Consider the following 16923-nt stretch of genomic DNA (forward strand, 5'->3'; position numbering starts at 1 on the left):
CTATATTGGACTTATCGTTATTTTTTTGAGCTGGGCAGGAAATTTTGCTGTCTTTGCCGGCAGCCAGCTGAAAGAGCCCATCATGATGAAACATTATTATGAAATTCCTCTCGAGGAAGGATTTCTCCTCCAATTTCATTATTTGGCGAACCGGGATGGAAAGATGGATATTCAATGGGCTTCGGTTCCCGGTACCGATATCATGTTTTTTCCGTCTGACCATGACGGACAGATTTTCAATCATCACGAATTAAAAACCCTTTCTGCCAGCCTAAATGAGCATCATATAAACGAGCTGAAAAAACATGGCGGCCGTATCACCCAAATCAGCGCTTCCCTGGCAAATGGAGAAAATAAGCTGCTCGAGATTGGAGAGGTGACAGCATATCAAAGGGTGGCACCACATATGACCATGCTGGGCACTGGTTCATCCAATGACGAAAGAGGCTATTACCTGTTCCAAGCGGACAGTGATTTGGAGATCACTCAAATGGAAATCCCGTTTTATGAAAAACTGAAATCCGCCTTGTTTTTTGGTCTTAATGTCAATCAAGAACAACTCCAGCGATACGCTGATCGGGTTGAACCTTCAGAGTTCCCAATAGGTAAGGATATGACTGCAGACATATTCCCTTTTTCATTAAGAGAGGGGCAGCTATTTTCGGTCAATTACCACTATACGTACAAAAAGGACGATCCAAATCAATATGCTTTTTTTCAAATCAATGCAAAACTTCATGGAAAGGATGTAAATGGGGGGCGGTTCACCGAGGACCTTACCATTTTCCATCAGCCATATTTAGATAATCATGCAGTCCGGAAGCTTGTACGGGAGGCCAAAAAATGACCAGCATGCCCGCTGCTATCAATAAACTGTTTTGGGGGCTCATTATCGTTTTGCTCGATTTTAACATCATCTTTTTTGATGTTTTTCCAGACTTTATCGGCTATGCTATTGTGGCTTCTGGGCTCGGTCAATTGCAGCCGTATAGCCCTTCATTTTTGAAAGCAAGATTGGCAGCCGTCACCCTGTCCATTTTTTCCTTCCTTGCGATGTTCCAGATTCCCGTCAACTTGCTTGAAGGATTCCAGCCTACAGGCAGCATCCTCCTGATGCTTTTGGCAACGGCCATTTTGAGCCTCATCCATATTTTGCTTGTTTCTTTTGCCATTACAGGATTGATTGAAATTTCTGGGGCAAACGCGGAAAAAAGGCTAACCGGATATATCATCATTTCACTTATTTCGATTGCTGCCATACCTTTCATCCTAAATATTGGTGAACATGGGGCCATCCTTATTATATTCGGGTGTGCTTTCGCAGCAATTGCTGCTGAAATCATGATCCTTGTTCTGCTCCGCAACTTCCGAAGCCATTTTATGGAGCAGGATAAGGCAAATATGCCCAAAACGATTGGATGAAAAGGAGGAAGCCTCTACAAAGAATCAACATTAAAGGGTGTGTGTGTAGAATGATTTATAGCAAAGCCGAAAAGACAATCGTTACGGAACGGCTGCGCCTGCGTCTTTTTAACGAATCTGATGCAAAGGATGTCAGCCTGTTGTGCAATAACTATAATATTTATAAAAGCACATTGAGTTTGCCTTACCCCTATCCTATAGAATGTGCTCTGTCATGGATTGCCAATCATGAGCAAAATTTTGAAATGGGCAGGATGTATGAGTTCGCTATCACAGACAAAAGGAGCGGACAGTTATACGGTGCCATTGCCATATCAAATCATTCGCATTACCAAAATGGTGAACTTGCTTACTGGATTGGAGAAGAATATTGGGGAAATGGATATGCAACGGAAGCAGCCAAAGCCATGCTGGAATTTGTTTTTGAAGAGCAGGATTATCATCGTGTGTATGCACGTCATTTTATATCAAATCCCGGATCCGGAAGGATTATGGAAAAGTGCGGAATGACCTGCGAAGGTACACTGAAAGATCATATTGTTAAAGATGGCTCTTTCGAAGACATTGTTTATTACGGTATTATTAATCCACGGCATGAAAAATGAGGCTGTCTCTTAGACAGCCTCATTTAAGGTTAAAGCAGATGACTCATAAACTGTGACTTTAATAGTTCAAAGTCAATATTTTCATCTGTGACGGGTTCAATCCAGGCAAACCCGTCATCTTTAAAACGAGGGATCACGTGCATATGATAATGGTCGACATCTTTGAATATCCCATTGTTTTGCATGACAGTGATGCCGTCCGTTTCGAAAAGCCCCTCAATCGTGCCGGCCACCCGCTGTGCCGCTTTCATCACCTCTTCCAAGCTCTTTTCATCTACATCACTAAATTCCGTGTAATGTTTCTTCGGAACAATCAGCGTGTGGCCTTTATTGATCGGATATTTGTCGAGAAAACAGCAGACCCACTCATTTTCATACACGATATATCCTTCCTCCTGGCCGGAAACAATGGAGCAAAAGAGACAATCCCTCACCCTGCCGCCTCCCAACGTATATAATGGACGAGTACCTTATAAACTTAGATGTACTACAAGGATGCCGCACTTTCCTGCTCTTTTCTATAAAAAAGTTATCCCTGCATTGGGTCATTTCCGCTTTAAATGGAGGTTGACGCAATTATTCCTTTAATTATGCAATTGATCAGATTGTCGGGCAATTAACCCGATTACCGCGCATTTATCCTGATGGTGCCATAAAAAATACGTGCAACATTACATCTTGTAAGCCGCCTGTGCCTGGACGTTTTTTTGGCGTACAAAATTCAAGCCGGAAGTTAAACATTCTTTTTGATGCAGGCTAGGGAAACTAAGAGGAATTAACCAACGGTTATATTGTTGAATAAAAATTAATAAGGAAAGCCCTAAAATTGTTTTTGTTGTAAAATTAGCAGGGAGTAGAGGGGGATATAAGTGCATATCAGGAACTCAGCAAAAGCTATTATCATTAAGGAAGCAAAGATATTACTAACGAAAAATCAAGACAACGAGGGTTATTTTTATCTTTTCCCCGGAGGAGGACAAGAACACGGTGAAACGCTTCATAGCGCATTAAAAAGAGAGTGTATTGAAGAGGTTGGACAGCAAGTAGAAATCGGAGAACTTCTCCATATTCGTGAGTATATTGGTAAAAACCACGAGCACTCTTCATTTGATTTTAATGTTCACCAAATTGAATATTACTTCGTTTGCAAGCTTGATAATGAAATGAAAAACTCCATAAAACCTGCCAATCCCGATAGCCACCAAGTAGGGATAGAATGGATACATATTAATGAGTTACTTCAATACAGGATATATCCTAAAGAGTTAAGAAAATATATAGTAAAATATTTTTATGATGAAAAGTCTTCAGTTTATTTAGGAGATATTAACTGAACCTTGCTCCATAAAAGGGGCGCACTGATCTAATAGCGGACTTTGGAATTAAGATATATAGAAATATTTTGAATTGGACCATTATCCGAAAATTTAAGGAGGATATACCATGACCAAACATAAAATCTATACAATGAGTTTCGAAAGTGTCTATCCCCATTATGTTACGAAGGCGGAGAAAAAAGGACGTACGAAAAAAGAAGTCGATGAAATCATCTGTTGGTTGACAGGATATAGCCAGGAAGAGTTAGAAGCGCAACTGGAAAAAGAGACAGACTTTGAGAACTTCTTTGCGGAAGCTCCCCAACTGAATCCTTCGCGAGATTTGATCAAAGGTGTGGTATGCGGTGTCCGCGTGGAAGACATCGAAGAACCAACCATGCGCGAAATTCGCTATTTAGATAAGCTAATCGATGAGTTAGCAAAAGGAAAAGCAATGGAGAAAATTTTACGTAAATAACAATTAAGAGTGTAAAACACTAATTCATATATTCTAAAATATATGAATTAGTGTTTTGTGTAAGTCATTGCTGATGCAAGGTATTCTTTTAATAATGGTATGTTGTAATAGGGCATAAATGTTTTTACAAGAAATAGAAGGTAGATCCTCGATTTACAAGACATATCTTTGATTTTGTACACCTTCTTTGCCTTATTATATGGACAAGAGACTATGTACACCCCAGTCATAAAATAGGGAAGTAAGCGTTTCCGAAACATTAGACAGCATTCATTTAGCCTTAGCCCCAAATTTAAAAAGAGTTTATTAGTTTAGTGTTTTGGAGTATTAATATTAGTTACTTTATAGAATCCGATCTAAAGTTGTGGGTTTTTATGAACAACTGTAAAATTAACCATATTAATGGTAAAGCGAAAAGAACAATACAAAACAATGTTGCTGCACATTACTCAAATCCATCTTAGGTCGTATATTTAAATATTTTGGTAAATAGCGTGTAGTTAATAAAAGCGATTATTTTTGATTTTAATGGTACTCTTGCTGATACTTTACCAACTTGTTTTTATGCGTTTCAAGCTGTATTTATTGAGGTTAATTCAGATGAGATCAGGCTTAGCTTGGGATTGCTCAAGTGGAAGGAAAAAAATTTATCTATATTCATCTGATGGAGAAGTAAATCACTTTCGGGCCAGATTTTTGTTTGAATTTTAATAATGTATATTTGCAGTTACATAAATGGAGAGGTGACTCTAGCTATGAAAAAGAAAGATTTAATAAATAGTTTAATACCATTTGGAATGATTTTAGGTGGTGCCATCGATGTAATTTTAGGAATGTTTTTAGAATCAATCTCCCAAGGATATTCAATTGCATTGGGGGCTGGAATAGGCCTATTACTTGGAACCATTGCTTATGGATTTTATAGCTAAAAAGAGTAGAACTGCGGTCTATTCGGCATTAAAAGCAGTTAAAGAAGAAATTAGAAAAGCTAATAGTAATCATATAATAATGGGTAAGATAATCATAATATTAGTGCCAATATCGGAGGTGATTATTATTATTTTGCTTAATATTACCCTTGTAATATTGTCAATAGTCGGACTATTACTGTTCATTTTTGGCTTTCAAAAAAGATCACAATTATATATCTTATTTGGTGCAATAATTTTTCTTGCACCTATATTTTACCTGATTGGGTGGACTTTCTTTTTACCTATGGTTCCGCCGATTGCATTAGCAATTTCTCTTGTTGCAAAGAAGTGAAACTCCACTTAAAATTTAGGTACAACATTATGTTAGAATCGGGTTTGATTGTTTTCTATACTGGAGGAGTTTAGTTGAAGAGAGGATTTATGATTATTTAGCGAGTGATATTTCTTTTATTATATTATTACTTTTTTTAATAAGCACAGACATTTTTTAGCAGTGATAATCAGTATAATAATTTTTTCAGGCATACCCGAGATTATAAAGGAAATTAGAAATATAAACAGAGAATAATGATAGCCAAACGGGTGCGATTGTCTAACAATTGTATTTATGAGATTCATAGGTATGCTTATAGTATTTGGATTGTTGTTTGTACATTAATCAGTGATTGAGGTATTGAAGCTAAATGTCGGGAGTTATATTTCGGAGAATGGCGGTGGGGGTTACGGAAACCGTTCCAGGAGTTAGCGGTAGTACAGTTGCAATGATTCAAGGGATATATGAGTGTCTCATTTATTCATTAAGCATTTTGACGACTAATCAACGAAAAAAGTATTACCTTATGGTTATTATGGTTATTGGATTTGTACTCTCTATTTTAAAGACTTTACTAGTTTACATAATATATATTATAGGAAGTAATGAAAATAAAAGAAGAAATATCTCAATACCTAAGTATACTTGTGATATTGAGATATTTTAAAATTGTTATTCAGTTATTCTTTTTAATGGTTTTTTAGCTGGGCCTGTTACAACTTCACCTGCATAAGAAAATCTTGAGCCATGACATGGACAATCCCATGTATGATCACCTGAGTTCCATTCGACTTCACAACGTAAATGTGTACATGTTGTATCAACCAAATGCACTTTATGATTTTCATCCATATATACGCCTGTCCGATTACCATTAACACGCGTAATTAACGCTTCACCTGGTTGCATTTTCTCAATCGCTTTTATATCTTCCGTATTATCAAATTTACCTTTAATCATATGTTTAGCAACATCTAAATTGATTGTTGCAAACTGTTTCAATCCAGGATCCATCTGGAATCTAGATGGTGTAAACAGTTTTTCATAACCATTTTTCATCCCAGATATTTGATCGGATATGATTTTTGCTGCAATTGTTCCATTGGTCATTCCCCATTTTCGATATCCTGTTGCTACAAAAACATTTTGATGTGTGCTTGTAATCGGTCCAATATATGGAACTTTATCCAAAGTAGTTAAATCTTGTGTTGACCAGCGCAATAACGGTTCTGAAGTTTGTATTATTTTTTTAGCGAAGTCTTCTAGTGCTTGATAATGATGCATTGTTTCTTTACCTTGACCTGTTTTATGGTTTTCACCAATAATTAATAATAGCTCTTCACCATTATAATGAACACTTCGTACAGAACGTGTTGGTGATTCAGCATTAATATACATACCACCTGGATATTTAGTTGTTGGTTTGACCGCAAGAACATATGCTCTTTCAGGGTACATGCGCATCGGGTAAAAACCTTGTCCATCATAAAATGGAAATTGACTGGCAACGATGACATTTTTACAGATGACTCGTTTGCCTTGTTCAGTTATGATGGCTGGACGTTTATTAAACTCAATATCGACCGCTGTCGTCTTTTCAAATAATTTTGCCCCTGCTTTTTCAAGTTCTTCTACCAAGTGTTTTAAATATGCTAACGGATGAAATTGCGCCTGATTATTCATACGTAAAGCTAATTTCATTGGGATATCGATTGGCATCTGATCAAGTAACTCACCTTTAATACCTAACTGATCATAAGCTTTTTTCTCACTTTGTAATTTTTTAACGTATTTTTCATCATTCGTAAAGATATAGGCATCTTCTTCTGTTAAATCACAATCTATTTGTAATTTTTCAATCAAATGTTTGATTAAATCACTTGCCTCAACTTGTGCTTCATAATATAAACGTGCATCATCTTCACCAAAATGCTTAATCAATTCATCATATATCAGACTGTGTTGTGCTGTTATTTTTGCAGTAGTATGACCTGTTGTTCCATTTAAAATGATATCTGAATCTAATATAGCGACATTTAATCCATGTTGTTCAGTTAATAGGTATGCCGCTGTAATACCAGTTATTCCTGCACCTACAATTCCAACATCAACTTCAATGTTTTCATTTAATGGAGGGAATGTTGGGAGATTAATCGTGTGCCGCCAAATAGGTTCTGGATTTATTTTTTCTTTAGTCATTGGGTTCAACTCCTCATTTTACACTAAGGATAGTTTTTCCCATCAAAGATGAAATATGCGAACATTAGAAAGAGGTTGGGCCCAGTCAACTTAATATGAAATTATCTTTAACATTTAATTTTATGCTTTGCGTTTATGGTGTTACACTTATGAAAGTACTTTGCCATAATCAAGATTTAATCAACCAACAAGAAAAGGTTCCAATTATCAAAGACCGATGATTGGAACCTTTTTAATGTATTCTTGGCTAGTTTTGTCCCAGCCCTTTATTATTTCTAACGATTTTCAAAGAATTTTCGGTTTAATTCAATATACTCACTTTCTTCTTCCGGTACCTCATCTTCTATAAATATAGCTTCGACTGGGCATACAGCTTCACATGCACCGCAATCAATACAAACATCAGGGTCAATATAGAACATATCCTCCCCTTCTTCTATACAATCAACGGGACAAACCTCGACACATTCAGCCGCTTTCTCTGTTTTACATGGTGACGTTATGACAAATGCCATGTGTTTTCTTCCTCCTTTATGATGCTTAAAACAACGTCTTGTTCTTGATTACTATTATGATAAGTACATATTATTTTATTTTACAAAACTGAGATGGCAGTTTCAAGAAAAACCAAATATCAGTTAAGCTCTTTAAAATATTCCTTTAAAAAACCACCAATTCGTCCACTATTATCAATGATAAAGTAAAATTCATCTGTTTCATTTTTCACATCATACAATTTACCAGGTGTTAGTTTACGATTTATGATAAATTTCTTTGCATCTGCATGAACACATTTAATTTGTTTTAGTGTTGGGCGTTCTTCCCATGTTAAATGAATCATTTAAAACTCTCCTTTGCCTCATTCTTTATCCGTAAATAAAAATAAATAGTGACCATATCCTTCCCTTTCCATCTCTCGTTTTGGAATGAAACGAAGTGCAGCAGAATTAATACAATATCTTAAACCGCCCGCTTCTTTTGGACCATCCGGAAAGACATGTCCTAAATGAGCATCAGAATGCTTACTCCTTACTTCCATACGTCGCATCCCGTGTGATAAATCAAGATGTTCTGTTACATAATATGAGTCGATTGGTTTTGTGAAGCTTGGCCAACCACAACCAGCATCATATTTATCTGTTGATGAAAAAAGAACCTCACCTGAAATAATATCGACATAGATCCCTTCTTCTTCATTGTTCCAATATTGATTGGCAAATGGTGGTTCAGTACCATTTTCTTTAGTTACATGATAAGCGAGGGATGATAGTTGTTCCTTTAGATTAGAATCATGCTTAGGTTGCCAATGTTCGTTTATAAACAATTCTCTCCCAGATCCTTTTTTATACATTTTGTAATGAAAAGCTTGTTTTTTATAATAATATTGATGGCTTTCTTCAGCTGGATAAAATGGCTGAGCAGGTAAGATTTCAGTAACGATTGGACGGGAAAACTTGCCACTTTCTGCGAGTTGTTGTTTTGATTTTTCAGCCATTTCTTTTTGTTTAGCATCATGGTAAAAAATTGCTGTACGATAAGACTCGCCACGATCATGAAATTGTCCAGACGCATCAGTTGGATCAATTTGTTGCCAAAAAGTAGAAAGAAGTTCCTCATAAGACATGATACGAGGATCAAATTCAATTTGCACTGCTTCTACATGACCTGTTTGTTCTGAGACAACTTGTTCATAGGTCGGTTCTTCTACATGACCGCCCGTATAACCAGAAATGACTTGATATATACCAGGACGTTCATCGAATGGTTCTACCATACACCAGAAGCATCCTCCAGCAAAAGTCGCAAGTTCTCGCATTCTTATCCCTCCAAGGTTCTTATATAAACAGTTTTGGTATGGATTCACCTGATTGCCTTGTCTGAGTTGTATGTGATTGGTGCACTTCTTTCTCTTCATGTACTTCGTCAACGGCTTGGAGATCTGGTTCAGCCATCTCCTCATTCATATTTTCGCTAGCTTCATTATCGTCAACAGATTCCATCTCTTGGAAAGCCTTTAACATCTGAAACATCGTTGGCAAACTTTTTACAATTGGTCCGTATTGTTTTATTAATGGCGCTGTTGTCTCAATGACTTTCAAAACACTTTGCACATGTGTTAAGACATTTGAAATTGTGCCCGTTGTATTGGATGACCCCGACGCAGGCAAAAATCGTTGCCAAATGGATTGCAAAGGATTTTTACTCTGACTTGGTGGCTTAGTATGTTGAAAGCCCGGTGGAGCATAGTGATGACGTGATGGTGGTGGAAATATCATCTCAATCCCTCTTTTCAGAAATGTCATCTAGACTATTATACGCTGTGCCTACAGAAGCGTGTAGGCATTGTTTTTAATGCTTAACTATTTCCCAGGCAAGCGCATATTCCAACATACTTCGCCAAAGGTTATATTTTTATACTGTCATTATTTATAACAACTTGTCTAAATATGATATTGTTTAGTCATCATATCATATATTTCCCTTTACTTGATCATTATAGACGTCCCATAAAGTATCAAATACAGCTAACGCATGAATAAATGGGCTATTCATTTCTAAATAATGGCTTATTTCATTATAACTCGTAGAATACTTAGGAAAAAGATGATCCTGAAAAATCCATTCTGCCAAGAGGCTTTCATCATCATCCTCGAGTTTACCTCGATAGGTTATAACAAATTGATAAAAAGTTTGCATCAAATCATCCTCTTAATTCGCATCTTCCATAAATGCTTCGTGTTTAGCGATTTTTTTGCGGTAGACAAAATGAGATAAATATATACTTATTTCATATAGGACGATTAATGGAATCGCAACGATAATTTGCATAATAAAATCAGGTGGTGTAATGGCTGCACCTATAATAACCATTATAAAATAGGCATATTTACGTATTTTTTTCATAAAATCTGGTGTTAAAATGCCTAGTTGAGTTAAAAACATGGCAATAATCGGTACTTCAAAAAAGATTGCAAATGGTAAGCTGATCTTAAACACAAAGCGGAAATAATTTCCAACAGTAAAAATCTCTGTAAACATCCCATCATTTAGAGATAAGAGAAATGGTAGGATGAGTTTAATAAACATGACATAACCAAATATTAGTCCGCCAAGAAATAACAGAAATATAACAGGAATATACATTAGTGATGCTTTCCGCTCTTTTTTCGTTAGACCAGGCTTAATGAATAACCATAGTTGAAGGCTTAATATCGGAATAGTTCCCGCAAGTGCAACGACACCAGCTAATGTAAAATAAATCCAAATAATTTCACCAAGGCTAGTCACCGCTAGCTGAAATGGCATATCCTTCTCAAAAAAACGAAAAATATGTTTATGGTATATAAAAGCAACAATAAAGAGAGTAATAAAAATAATAGCTGTAACAATTAAGCGATTTCTTAACTCTGATAAATGTTCTGTAACATTCATCTCTTTCTCTATATTGGCCTGATTTTCTTTACTCATTTACTTCACTCCTAGTAAGTAAGCAGAAAAGAAGATGTAAGGTTTCCCCCTACACCTTCCTTTAAAACAACTTAAACTTATTTCGATTCATCTGTCATATCTTTAGTTGCGTTTTTGAATTCTTTTAATGATGTGCCAAATGCTTTACCAATCTCAGGTAACTTCGATGGACCAAAAATGATTAAAGCAAGAACTAAAATCAATATTAGTCCTGGAATACCAATGTTACTGAACATGATGATTCACTCCAACACATATTATAGTTATTTATTGTCCTTAATGATTTCTTTCACTTCAGTTAACTCTTCTTTGACATCACTTGTTAAATCATTTGTAGATTTTTTAAAGGCTTTTAATGTATCACCTGCTGCCTTACCAATCTCTGGTAATTTGGACGGTCCAAAAATGATTAAAGCGATAATTAATATTAAGATTAAGCCGGGAAAGCCAATACTTGATAACATAAACAAACACCCTTTGATATTTATTAAACTCAAATAATCCTTAATTCATCCTTAGTTTATCATGTTTTTGTATTCGTGTACAAGTTTAATATGTTTTTGCACGGCTGTATGCTTCCGGGTCATTCATATTAAAGAAATGTTTTTCAATTATTAAATCTGATATGTGTCCAAAATCATGCACATATTTAACATTTATCTTTGAGAAAAAACTTCTAATCCTCAATTCATCATTCTGTAACTGTTCTTGAATAATCGGTAATATCCTTTTTTTGTATATTCCAGATAAAGGTTGTGGCTGATTATCATAATAAGGAATAACAGCATCATAGGTCTTCAGTTCATCTACTAAGTATCTATAGATTTCTTTATGTATAAACGGAGTATCACATGGACTAATCACTATAACATCCTCTGCTGCATGATACAATGCGGTTTCAATACCAGCTAATGGACCTTTACCGTAAAAGCGGTCAGATATAATAGGTATGTTTAAAAAATCATATATCTTCTTCTCATTTGCAACAATATACACTCGACTAGATAATTGTTGAAGTTCGTTGAATATTTTCTCAATAACGATTTCGTTGTTAAGTTTTAATAATGCTTTATTTGTTCCCATGCGTGATGACTCACCACCTGCTAAAATAACAGAACAAATATCCATAACATCCCCTCTTTACTTTATTCGATCATATTGAAGGAAGTAATAATCATATGGGTTTTTATTATCTTTTTCCCCTCTAACCTTTTTAGTTAATTTCCAAGCTTGTTTATCAAAATCAGGGAAAAAGGTATCTCCCTGAAACGCTTGATCAATCAATGTAATGTACAAACGATCAGCATATGGGAGCATTTGTCTATAGATTGTCCCGCCTCCGATAATAAAGTACGTTTCATTCGGATTGTCTTGATTCCAATTAAGTATCGTATTAATATCGTTAACCTTCTCAACGGATTCGGGTAAATCGATTTGTTTGTCTGTTGTGATTACTACATTCTTTCGATTCGGTAGTGGTCTTCCGATTGATTCAAATGTTTTTCTACCCATAATAATGGTATGTCCTGTCGTTGTTTCTTTAAAATGCTTTAGATCTTTAGGCAAATGCCACGGCATTTTATTATTGTGACCAATAACATGGTTACTACCCATTGCTACGACAAATGATATCATCTATTATCTTCTCCTTTTACACTGCGATAGGTGCTTTAATCGCAGGATGTGGTTCATATCCTTTTAGTTTAAAATCATCTACTTCAAAATCAAATATACTTTCTCGATTCGTATTTATGACTAGTATTGGTAATGTTTTCGGAAAACGGGCTAATTGCGTGTTAACTTGCTCGATATGATTTGAATATATATGCGCATCACCAAAAGTGTGAACAAATTCACCTACTTCTAAATTGCATTCATGTGCAATGATGTGCGTTAATAAAGCATAACTAGCAATGTTAAAAGGTACGCCCAAAAAAAGATCCGCACTTCGTTGATACAATTGGCATGATAATTTACCGTCTGCTACATAAAATTGAAACAAAGTGTGGCATGGCGGTAAAGCCATATGTGGAATATCTTCGGGATTCCATGCTGACACAATATGCCGTCTTGAATTTGGATTCGTTTTAATGGATGTGATGACATCCTTAAGTTGGTCAATGGTATCATTTTTACTCGTTTTCCAAGCTCGCCATTGTTTACCATAAACAAAGCCGAGATCACCAAATCGTTTAGCAAATGATTCATCCGTTAATACAAGTGACTTAAAGCGCTCCATTTGTGCTTCATATTGCTCGCGAAACTCTGGATCTTTTTGGCAACGCGTTCCAAAATCAGTCATATCAGGCCCGTCATAAGCATCGCTTTCAACCCATTTTTTAAATGCCCATTCATTCCATATATTATTTTGATGTTCTAGTAAATACCTTATGTTCGTATCACCTTTAATAAACCAAAGCAATTCACTTATGATCAAACGAAACGGCACACGTTTTGTTGTAAGTAATGGAAATCCTTTACTTAAATCAAACCGAATTTGATGTCCGAAAGATGAAAGGGTTCCTGTATTTGTACGGTCTTGTCGATGTGTTCCATGATTCAAGACGTGTTGACATAAATCTAAATAGGCTTGTTCGCCATATTGCATTTAAATCCCTCCAAAACAGTTTCTATTGTATGTTTCATTTTACTGTTTTACTCGATTGTAATCAAATCGTAAAACATAAGTTATTTCGTTTCTCCATAAAATGTAGTGTAAGAAGGTGACGATGAAAGGAGTTTTTGTATGAATGATACGTTACAGCATATCGTCAAACATTCATTCATGTATGGTGCCATCCTTAGTCAACCAATCATAATGCAAGGCTATGTTTTACAAGATTTATTAGAGGAGAAAGACTTTCCACGATATGGGGAACATAGTGAACGTGTTCAAGCGATACAAGTAAAATTAAAAGAATTTAGCTTCTATGATGATGAGGTTGATGGTGATTTCGGTATTTTAACCGAATATGCAATCAAACAGTTTCAAAAAAAGCATCATCTAACATCCTCTGGCCTTATAGATGATGATACGATTCATAAAATCATAGAAGCCGAGATGACGCAATACTTAAAGAAAATTGAACAGCTTTCCGAGAAAATATATCCCGGCTTACAAAGCGAAGATGTACGAAAGACACAAGAAATTTTACAGTACTTTGGCTATTATAATGGAAACATTGATGGGATTTATGGTCCAATAACTGCTGAATCCATTCAGTTAGCCGAAAAAGAACACCATATTACATTAGTCAATGTTCATTTAAAGGAGCCGTTAACAAAAGTATATGAAAATAAAAAGAAGGAAAAAAAGAAACCGAAACAAACTGACCCTACAACTCAAACTACTCAAACTGAAACGCCAAAAGAAACTAAAGTGGCAGAGAAACCACCTCAACCCGTAGCAATAACCAAATCTGCTTCACCTCATATTATTCAAACAGCTCAATCATTAATCGGTACGCCATATCAATGGGGAGGAACGACTCCGAGTGGTTTTGATTGCAGTGGTTTTTTACAATTCGTCTATCAAACTGAAGATATTCATATTCCGCGAACTGTATCAGATATATGGAACTTTGCTACGTCAGTTCAATCCCCTTCAGTCGGAGATCTCGTCTTTTTTGAGACTTATAAACCCGGACCCTCTCATGCCGGTATTTATTTAGGAGATGGTAAATTTATTCATGCAGGTAGTTCTCGCGGAGTAGAAATTAGTGATATCAATTTAGATTACTGGCAAACAAGGTTTTTAGGAGCAAAGCGGATTAGTCAATAAAGAAAGAGCCAAAAATGGCTCTTTCTTTATGGCTTTTTCAAGTACCACTCGGTAAAAAACTGCTGTAAGAAATGTTCTAAAAATAAGTGTCTCTCATTTGCTAATTGGATGGCTGCTTGAGTATGGAGCAGTTCCTTTAAATGGATTAACTTCGTAAAGAAATGATCGATACTTGTCTGTTTCGGATTTATTGGGTCATATATAGGTTGTCCTTTCGCACCTCCATAGGCAAATGTCCTAGCAATGCCTATGGCTCCAATTGCATCTAAGCGATCGGCATCCTGAACTATTTTTCCTTCTATTGTATGAGGTGTTCTCCCTTTCGAAAAAGAAACATCTCTAATAGCTAAAATAATTTGCTTGACATCTGCTTCTGTAAAATGGATGTTGTAAAGAAACGATTCCATTTCTAATAATGCTTCTTGAGGACGAGAAAATAGCTTATGGTCCCCCACATCATGTAACCAGGCGGCTATTCGACATAGAAAAGAATCTGCCCCTTCCTTTTCGGCAATCATTTCCGCCATTAAAGCAACTCGTTGTAGATGGAAGAAATCATGCCCTGTTGTGTCATTAGAAAACAAGTCATAGACATATTGCTGGATGTGTTGTAATTGCTTTTCTCTTTCCATCATTAAAACAATCCAACGGCTTTTCCATCTTCTGTTACATCCATATTTAACGCGGCAGGTTTTTTCGGTAAGCCAGGCATTGTTAACATTTCTCCTGTTAACACAACGATAAATCCTGCACCAATAGATGGGCGTAATTCACGGATAGTAATCGTAAAGTCTTCTGGTCGTCCAAGCAAGTTAGGATTATCCGATAAAGAGTATTGTGTCTTTGCCATGCAAACAGGTAATTGATCCCAACCTCTTGAAGAAAAATCACTAAGTTGCTTCCTAGCTTTCGCTGATAATTCAATGTCTTTTGCACCATAAACATTTTGGGCGATTGTTTTAATTTTTTCTTCTAGTGGTAAATCTAAATCATATAAATGGGAAAATTTATTTTCTGATGACTCTATTTTTTTCACGATTTTTTCTGCTAACAAGATACCGCCATCGCCGCCTTTTGCCCATACATCTGCTAAGGCTACATCGACATGTCTTTCTTGGCACCATTTCTCAACATATTCGATTTCACGATTCGTATCGGTCGGGAATTTATTAATAGCAACTGTATATGGCAGCCCGAATTTTTCAATGGTCTCTATATGTTTAGCTAAGTTTTCCATTCCATTTGCTAATGCGTCAATATTTTCAGCTGTTAATTGGTCTTTTTCAAGTCCACCATGCATCTTTAGAGCACGAATCGTTGCGACAATAACTACCGCATCCGGTTCGAAATCACCGGCGCGCGTCTTAATATTTAGAAACTTCTCTGCTCCAAGGTCTGCGCCAAAGCCAGCTTCAGTGACGACATAATCTCCTAATTTAGCTGCCGTTTTAGTAGCCATAATGCTATTACAACCATGGGCAATATTCGCAAATGGTCCCCCATGAATAATAGCTGGAGTATTTTCAATGGTTTGCACTAAGTTTGGTTTAAAGGCTTCTTTCAATAATAAGGTGAGGGCACCTTGAACATCCAAATCTTTTACAGTAACTAGATCATCATCATATGTATAACCGATGACGATTTTAGCGAGACGTTCTTTTAAATCTTTTAAGCTTGTCGCTAAACAGAGGATTGCCATTATTTCTGAAGCAACAGTGATATTAAAGCCATCTTCTCTCGGAACACCTTGAAGAGGCCCACCAAGACCGATAACAATTTCTCTTAAGGCACGGTCATTCATATCCATCACACGTTTCCACTCTATTTTTCTCGGGTCGATTTTTAATTCATTCCCTCGATGAATATGATTATCAATCATAGCTGCTAAAGCATTATTTGCTGTTGTAATCGCGTGGATATCACCAGTAAAATGTAGATTAATATCTTCCATTGGTAGAACTTGCGAGTATCCACCACCAGCAGCTCCACCTTTAAGTCCCATGACAGGTCCAAGTGATGGTTCTCTTAAAGCAATAACCGCATGTTTACCTATTTTATTTAACGCTTGTCCTAGTCCCACTGTAACTGTTGATTTTCCTTCACCTGCAGCAGTTGGATTAATTGAAGTGACAAGAATAATTTTACCGTCCTCTTTATCTTGTAATTTTTCGATAAGATGGTCAGATAGTTTTGCTTTTGTATGGCCATAGGGTTCCCAATCATCTCTTTGTAAATTAAGATTTGCGGTAATCTCTTCAATTGGCTTAAGTTCAGCTTCCTGTGCAATTTGGATATCTGTTTTCATAACACGACCTCCTAATCCTTTCCTCATTTATTTCATTCTCTTTTTATTTATTCATGTTTATCATACCATATATAATGAAGATAATTATATAATTAATTCACAGA

At 36.1% G+C, this 16923-nt stretch carries 24 protein-coding genes; 9 read left to right on the forward strand and 15 right to left on the reverse strand.

Features of this window, described 5'->3' with window-relative positions; genetic code table 11:
- From VIG73_RS14380 to VIG73_RS14390, 3 genes are all read left to right on the forward strand, one after another.
- Window positions 1–847 (forward strand): hypothetical protein (locus tag VIG73_RS14380; RefSeq protein WP_331643244.1); only part of this gene is annotated, 847 nt, incomplete at its 5' end.
- Entirely contained in the window at window positions 844–1422 is a 579-nt protein-coding gene (locus VIG73_RS14385; RefSeq protein ID WP_331643246.1) for a hypothetical protein, read from the forward strand. The genes VIG73_RS14380 and VIG73_RS14385, both read left to right, overlap by 4 nt.
- Window positions 1423–1472: 50 nt before the next feature.
- Window positions 1473–2027, forward strand: a complete 555-nt coding sequence (locus tag VIG73_RS14390; protein ID WP_331643248.1) for a GNAT family N-acetyltransferase — start codon at window positions 1473–1475, stop codon at window positions 2025–2027.
- Window positions 2028–2056: 29 nt separating this feature from the next.
- Here VIG73_RS14390 and VIG73_RS14395 read toward each other — a convergent pair whose 3' ends face one another.
- On the reverse strand, window positions 2057–2461 hold the full coding sequence (locus tag VIG73_RS14395; RefSeq protein ID WP_331643250.1) for an HIT family protein: 405 nt from the start codon (window positions 2459–2461) through the stop codon (window positions 2057–2059).
- A 435-nt stretch (window positions 2462–2896) separates the two neighbouring features.
- On the opposite strand from VIG73_RS14395, the gene VIG73_RS14400 reads away from it, so the two are divergent.
- The 5 genes from VIG73_RS14400 (at window position 2897) to VIG73_RS15770 (ending at window position 5733) form a co-directional block, all read left to right on the forward strand.
- Window positions 2897–3361, forward strand: coding sequence for an NUDIX domain-containing protein (locus VIG73_RS14400; protein ID WP_331643252.1), 465 nt, complete (start codon window positions 2897–2899; stop codon window positions 3359–3361).
- Between the two features lie 109 nt (window positions 3362–3470).
- On the forward strand, window positions 3471–3821 hold the full coding sequence (locus tag VIG73_RS14405; RefSeq protein ID WP_331643254.1) for a DUF2200 domain-containing protein: 351 nt from the start codon (window positions 3471–3473) through the stop codon (window positions 3819–3821).
- Window positions 3822–4576: 755 nt separating this feature from the next.
- A complete protein-coding gene (locus VIG73_RS14410; RefSeq protein WP_331643256.1) occupies window positions 4577–4750 on the forward strand; it encodes a hypothetical protein in 174 nt (57 codons plus the stop codon).
- Window positions 4734–5084: a hypothetical protein gene (locus VIG73_RS14415; protein ID WP_331643258.1), complete on the forward strand. Its 351-nt coding sequence runs from the start codon at window positions 4734–4736 to the stop codon at window positions 5082–5084. The genes VIG73_RS14410 and VIG73_RS14415 overlap by 17 nt, the downstream gene beginning before the upstream one ends.
- A gap of 376 nt (window positions 5085–5460) precedes the next feature.
- Window positions 5461–5733, forward strand: a complete 273-nt coding sequence (locus VIG73_RS15770) for an undecaprenyl phosphate translocase family protein (RefSeq protein WP_414648423.1) — start codon at window positions 5461–5463, stop codon at window positions 5731–5733.
- A 5-nt stretch (window positions 5734–5738) separates the two neighbouring features.
- On the opposite strand, the gene VIG73_RS14420 is transcribed toward VIG73_RS15770, so the two are convergent.
- The 12 genes from VIG73_RS14420 to VIG73_RS14475 all read right to left on the reverse strand — a co-directional run bounded on the left by VIG73_RS14420 (window position 5739) and on the right by VIG73_RS14475 (window position 13341).
- Entirely contained in the window at window positions 5739–7265 is a 1527-nt protein-coding gene (locus VIG73_RS14420) for an FAD-dependent oxidoreductase (RefSeq protein WP_331643260.1), read from the reverse strand.
- Window positions 7266–7540: 275 nt separating this feature from the next.
- Window positions 7541–7780 (reverse strand): ferredoxin family protein, encoded by a 240-nt coding sequence (locus VIG73_RS14425; protein ID WP_331643262.1) that lies wholly within the window; start codon window positions 7778–7780, stop codon window positions 7541–7543.
- Window positions 7781–7899: 119 nt separating this feature from the next.
- Window positions 7900–8106 carry a DUF6501 family protein gene (locus VIG73_RS14430; protein WP_331643264.1) on the reverse strand — a complete coding sequence of 69 codons (207 nt, stop codon included), beginning with the start codon at window positions 8104–8106 and terminating at the stop codon, window positions 7900–7902.
- 18 nt (window positions 8107–8124) lie between these two features.
- A complete protein-coding gene (gene msrB / locus VIG73_RS14435; RefSeq protein WP_331643266.1) occupies window positions 8125–9081 on the reverse strand; it encodes a peptide-methionine (R)-S-oxide reductase MsrB in 957 nt (318 codons plus the stop codon).
- A 19-nt stretch (window positions 9082–9100) separates the two neighbouring features.
- Window positions 9101–9541 (reverse strand): VrrA/YqfQ family protein, encoded by a 441-nt coding sequence (vrrA, locus tag VIG73_RS14440; RefSeq protein ID WP_331643268.1) that lies wholly within the window; start codon window positions 9539–9541, stop codon window positions 9101–9103.
- Window positions 9542–9734: 193 nt separating this feature from the next.
- On the reverse strand, window positions 9735–9962 hold the full coding sequence (locus tag VIG73_RS14445; protein WP_331643270.1) for a YozE family protein: 228 nt from the start codon (window positions 9960–9962) through the stop codon (window positions 9735–9737).
- 12 nt (window positions 9963–9974) lie between these two features.
- Complete coding sequence (gene tatC, locus VIG73_RS14450) at window positions 9975–10733, reverse strand: twin-arginine translocase subunit TatC (RefSeq protein ID WP_331643272.1); 759 nt, start codon at window positions 10731–10733, stop codon at window positions 9975–9977.
- A 77-nt stretch (window positions 10734–10810) separates the two neighbouring features.
- Window positions 10811–10969, reverse strand: coding sequence for a twin-arginine translocase TatA/TatE family subunit (tatA, locus tag VIG73_RS14455; protein WP_331643274.1), 159 nt, complete (start codon window positions 10967–10969; stop codon window positions 10811–10813).
- A gap of 27 nt (window positions 10970–10996) precedes the next feature.
- Window positions 10997–11197 carry a twin-arginine translocase TatA/TatE family subunit gene (tatA, locus tag VIG73_RS14460; protein ID WP_331643276.1) on the reverse strand — a complete coding sequence of 67 codons (201 nt, stop codon included), beginning with the start codon at window positions 11195–11197 and terminating at the stop codon, window positions 10997–10999.
- 85 nt (window positions 11198–11282) lie between these two features.
- A complete protein-coding gene (mobA, locus tag VIG73_RS14465) occupies window positions 11283–11861 on the reverse strand; it encodes a molybdenum cofactor guanylyltransferase (RefSeq protein ID WP_331643279.1) in 579 nt (192 codons plus the stop codon).
- Between the two features lie 12 nt (window positions 11862–11873).
- Window positions 11874–12368, reverse strand: coding sequence for a dihydrofolate reductase (locus VIG73_RS14470; RefSeq protein ID WP_331643281.1), 495 nt, complete (start codon window positions 12366–12368; stop codon window positions 11874–11876).
- A 16-nt stretch (window positions 12369–12384) separates the two neighbouring features.
- Window positions 12385–13341 (reverse strand): thymidylate synthase, encoded by a 957-nt coding sequence (locus VIG73_RS14475; RefSeq protein ID WP_331643283.1) that lies wholly within the window; start codon window positions 13339–13341, stop codon window positions 12385–12387.
- A gap of 138 nt (window positions 13342–13479) precedes the next feature.
- Between VIG73_RS14475 and VIG73_RS14480 the strand changes: the two genes are divergently transcribed.
- Window positions 13480–14514: an NlpC/P60 family protein gene (locus tag VIG73_RS14480; protein WP_331643285.1), complete on the forward strand. Its 1035-nt coding sequence runs from the start codon at window positions 13480–13482 to the stop codon at window positions 14512–14514.
- Window positions 14515–14540: 26 nt separating this feature from the next.
- On the opposite strand, the gene VIG73_RS14485 is transcribed toward VIG73_RS14480, so the two are convergent.
- Both VIG73_RS14485 and VIG73_RS14490 read right to left on the reverse strand, forming a co-directional pair.
- Complete coding sequence (locus VIG73_RS14485) at window positions 14541–15149, reverse strand: HD domain-containing protein (protein ID WP_331643287.1); 609 nt, start codon at window positions 15147–15149, stop codon at window positions 14541–14543.
- Entirely contained in the window at window positions 15149–16819 is a 1671-nt protein-coding gene (locus VIG73_RS14490) for a formate--tetrahydrofolate ligase (RefSeq protein ID WP_331643289.1), read from the reverse strand. Before VIG73_RS14490 ends, VIG73_RS14485 begins: the two co-directional genes overlap by 1 nt.
- Window positions 16820–16923: the final 104 nt, after the last annotated feature.

The sequence above is a fragment of the Cerasibacillus sp. genome (assembly GCF_036516575.1).
Taxonomy (GTDB): domain Bacteria; phylum Bacillota; class Bacilli; order Bacillales; family Amphibacillaceae; genus Cerasibacillus.

Excerpts from the sequence above, each read along its gene's own strand:
- VIG73_RS14385 (WP_331643246.1), top strand. The coding sequence starts at position 844 with ATGACCAGCATGCCCGCTGCTATCAATAAACTGTTTTGGGGGCTCATT.
- VIG73_RS14390 (WP_331643248.1), top strand. The coding sequence starts at position 1,473 with ATGATTTATAGCAAAGCCGAAAAGACAATCGTTACGGAACGGCTGCGC.
- VIG73_RS14405 (WP_331643254.1), top strand. The coding sequence starts at position 3,471 with ATGACCAAACATAAAATCTATACAATGAGTTTCGAAAGTGTCTATCCC.
- VIG73_RS14410 (WP_331643256.1), top strand. The coding sequence starts at position 4,577 with ATGAAAAAGAAAGATTTAATAAATAGTTTAATACCATTTGGAATGATT.
- VIG73_RS14415 (WP_331643258.1), top strand. The coding sequence starts at position 4,734 with ATGGATTTTATAGCTAAAAAGAGTAGAACTGCGGTCTATTCGGCATTA.
- VIG73_RS15770 (WP_414648423.1), top strand. The coding sequence starts at position 5,461 with ATGGCGGTGGGGGTTACGGAAACCGTTCCAGGAGTTAGCGGTAGTACA.
- VIG73_RS14420 (WP_331643260.1), bottom strand. The coding sequence starts at position 7,265 with ATGACTAAAGAAAAAATAAATCCAGAACCTATTTGGCGGCACACGATT.
- VIG73_RS14425 (WP_331643262.1), bottom strand. The coding sequence starts at position 7,780 with ATGGCATTTGTCATAACGTCACCATGTAAAACAGAGAAAGCGGCTGAA.
- VIG73_RS14430 (WP_331643264.1), bottom strand. The coding sequence starts at position 8,106 with ATGATTCATTTAACATGGGAAGAACGCCCAACACTAAAACAAATTAAA.
- msrB (WP_331643266.1), bottom strand. The coding sequence starts at position 9,081 with ATGCGAGAACTTGCGACTTTTGCTGGAGGATGCTTCTGGTGTATGGTA.
- vrrA (WP_331643268.1), bottom strand. The coding sequence starts at position 9,541 with ATGATATTTCCACCACCATCACGTCATCACTATGCTCCACCGGGCTTT.
- VIG73_RS14445 (WP_331643270.1), bottom strand. The coding sequence starts at position 9,962 with ATGCAAACTTTTTATCAATTTGTTATAACCTATCGAGGTAAACTCGAG.
- tatC (WP_331643272.1), bottom strand. The coding sequence starts at position 10,733 with ATGAGTAAAGAAAATCAGGCCAATATAGAGAAAGAGATGAATGTTACA.
- tatA (WP_331643274.1), bottom strand. The coding sequence starts at position 10,969 with ATGTTCAGTAACATTGGTATTCCAGGACTAATATTGATTTTAGTTCTT.
- tatA (WP_331643276.1), bottom strand. The coding sequence starts at position 11,197 with ATGTTATCAAGTATTGGCTTTCCCGGCTTAATCTTAATATTAATTATC.
- mobA (WP_331643279.1), bottom strand. The coding sequence starts at position 11,861 with ATGGATATTTGTTCTGTTATTTTAGCAGGTGGTGAGTCATCACGCATG.
- VIG73_RS14470 (WP_331643281.1), bottom strand. The coding sequence starts at position 12,368 with ATGATATCATTTGTCGTAGCAATGGGTAGTAACCATGTTATTGGTCAC.
- VIG73_RS14475 (WP_331643283.1), bottom strand. The coding sequence starts at position 13,341 with ATGCAATATGGCGAACAAGCCTATTTAGATTTATGTCAACACGTCTTG.
- VIG73_RS14480 (WP_331643285.1), top strand. The coding sequence starts at position 13,480 with ATGAATGATACGTTACAGCATATCGTCAAACATTCATTCATGTATGGT.
- VIG73_RS14485 (WP_331643287.1), bottom strand. The coding sequence starts at position 15,149 with ATGATGGAAAGAGAAAAGCAATTACAACACATCCAGCAATATGTCTAT.
- VIG73_RS14490 (WP_331643289.1), bottom strand. The coding sequence starts at position 16,819 with ATGAAAACAGATATCCAAATTGCACAGGAAGCTGAACTTAAGCCAATT.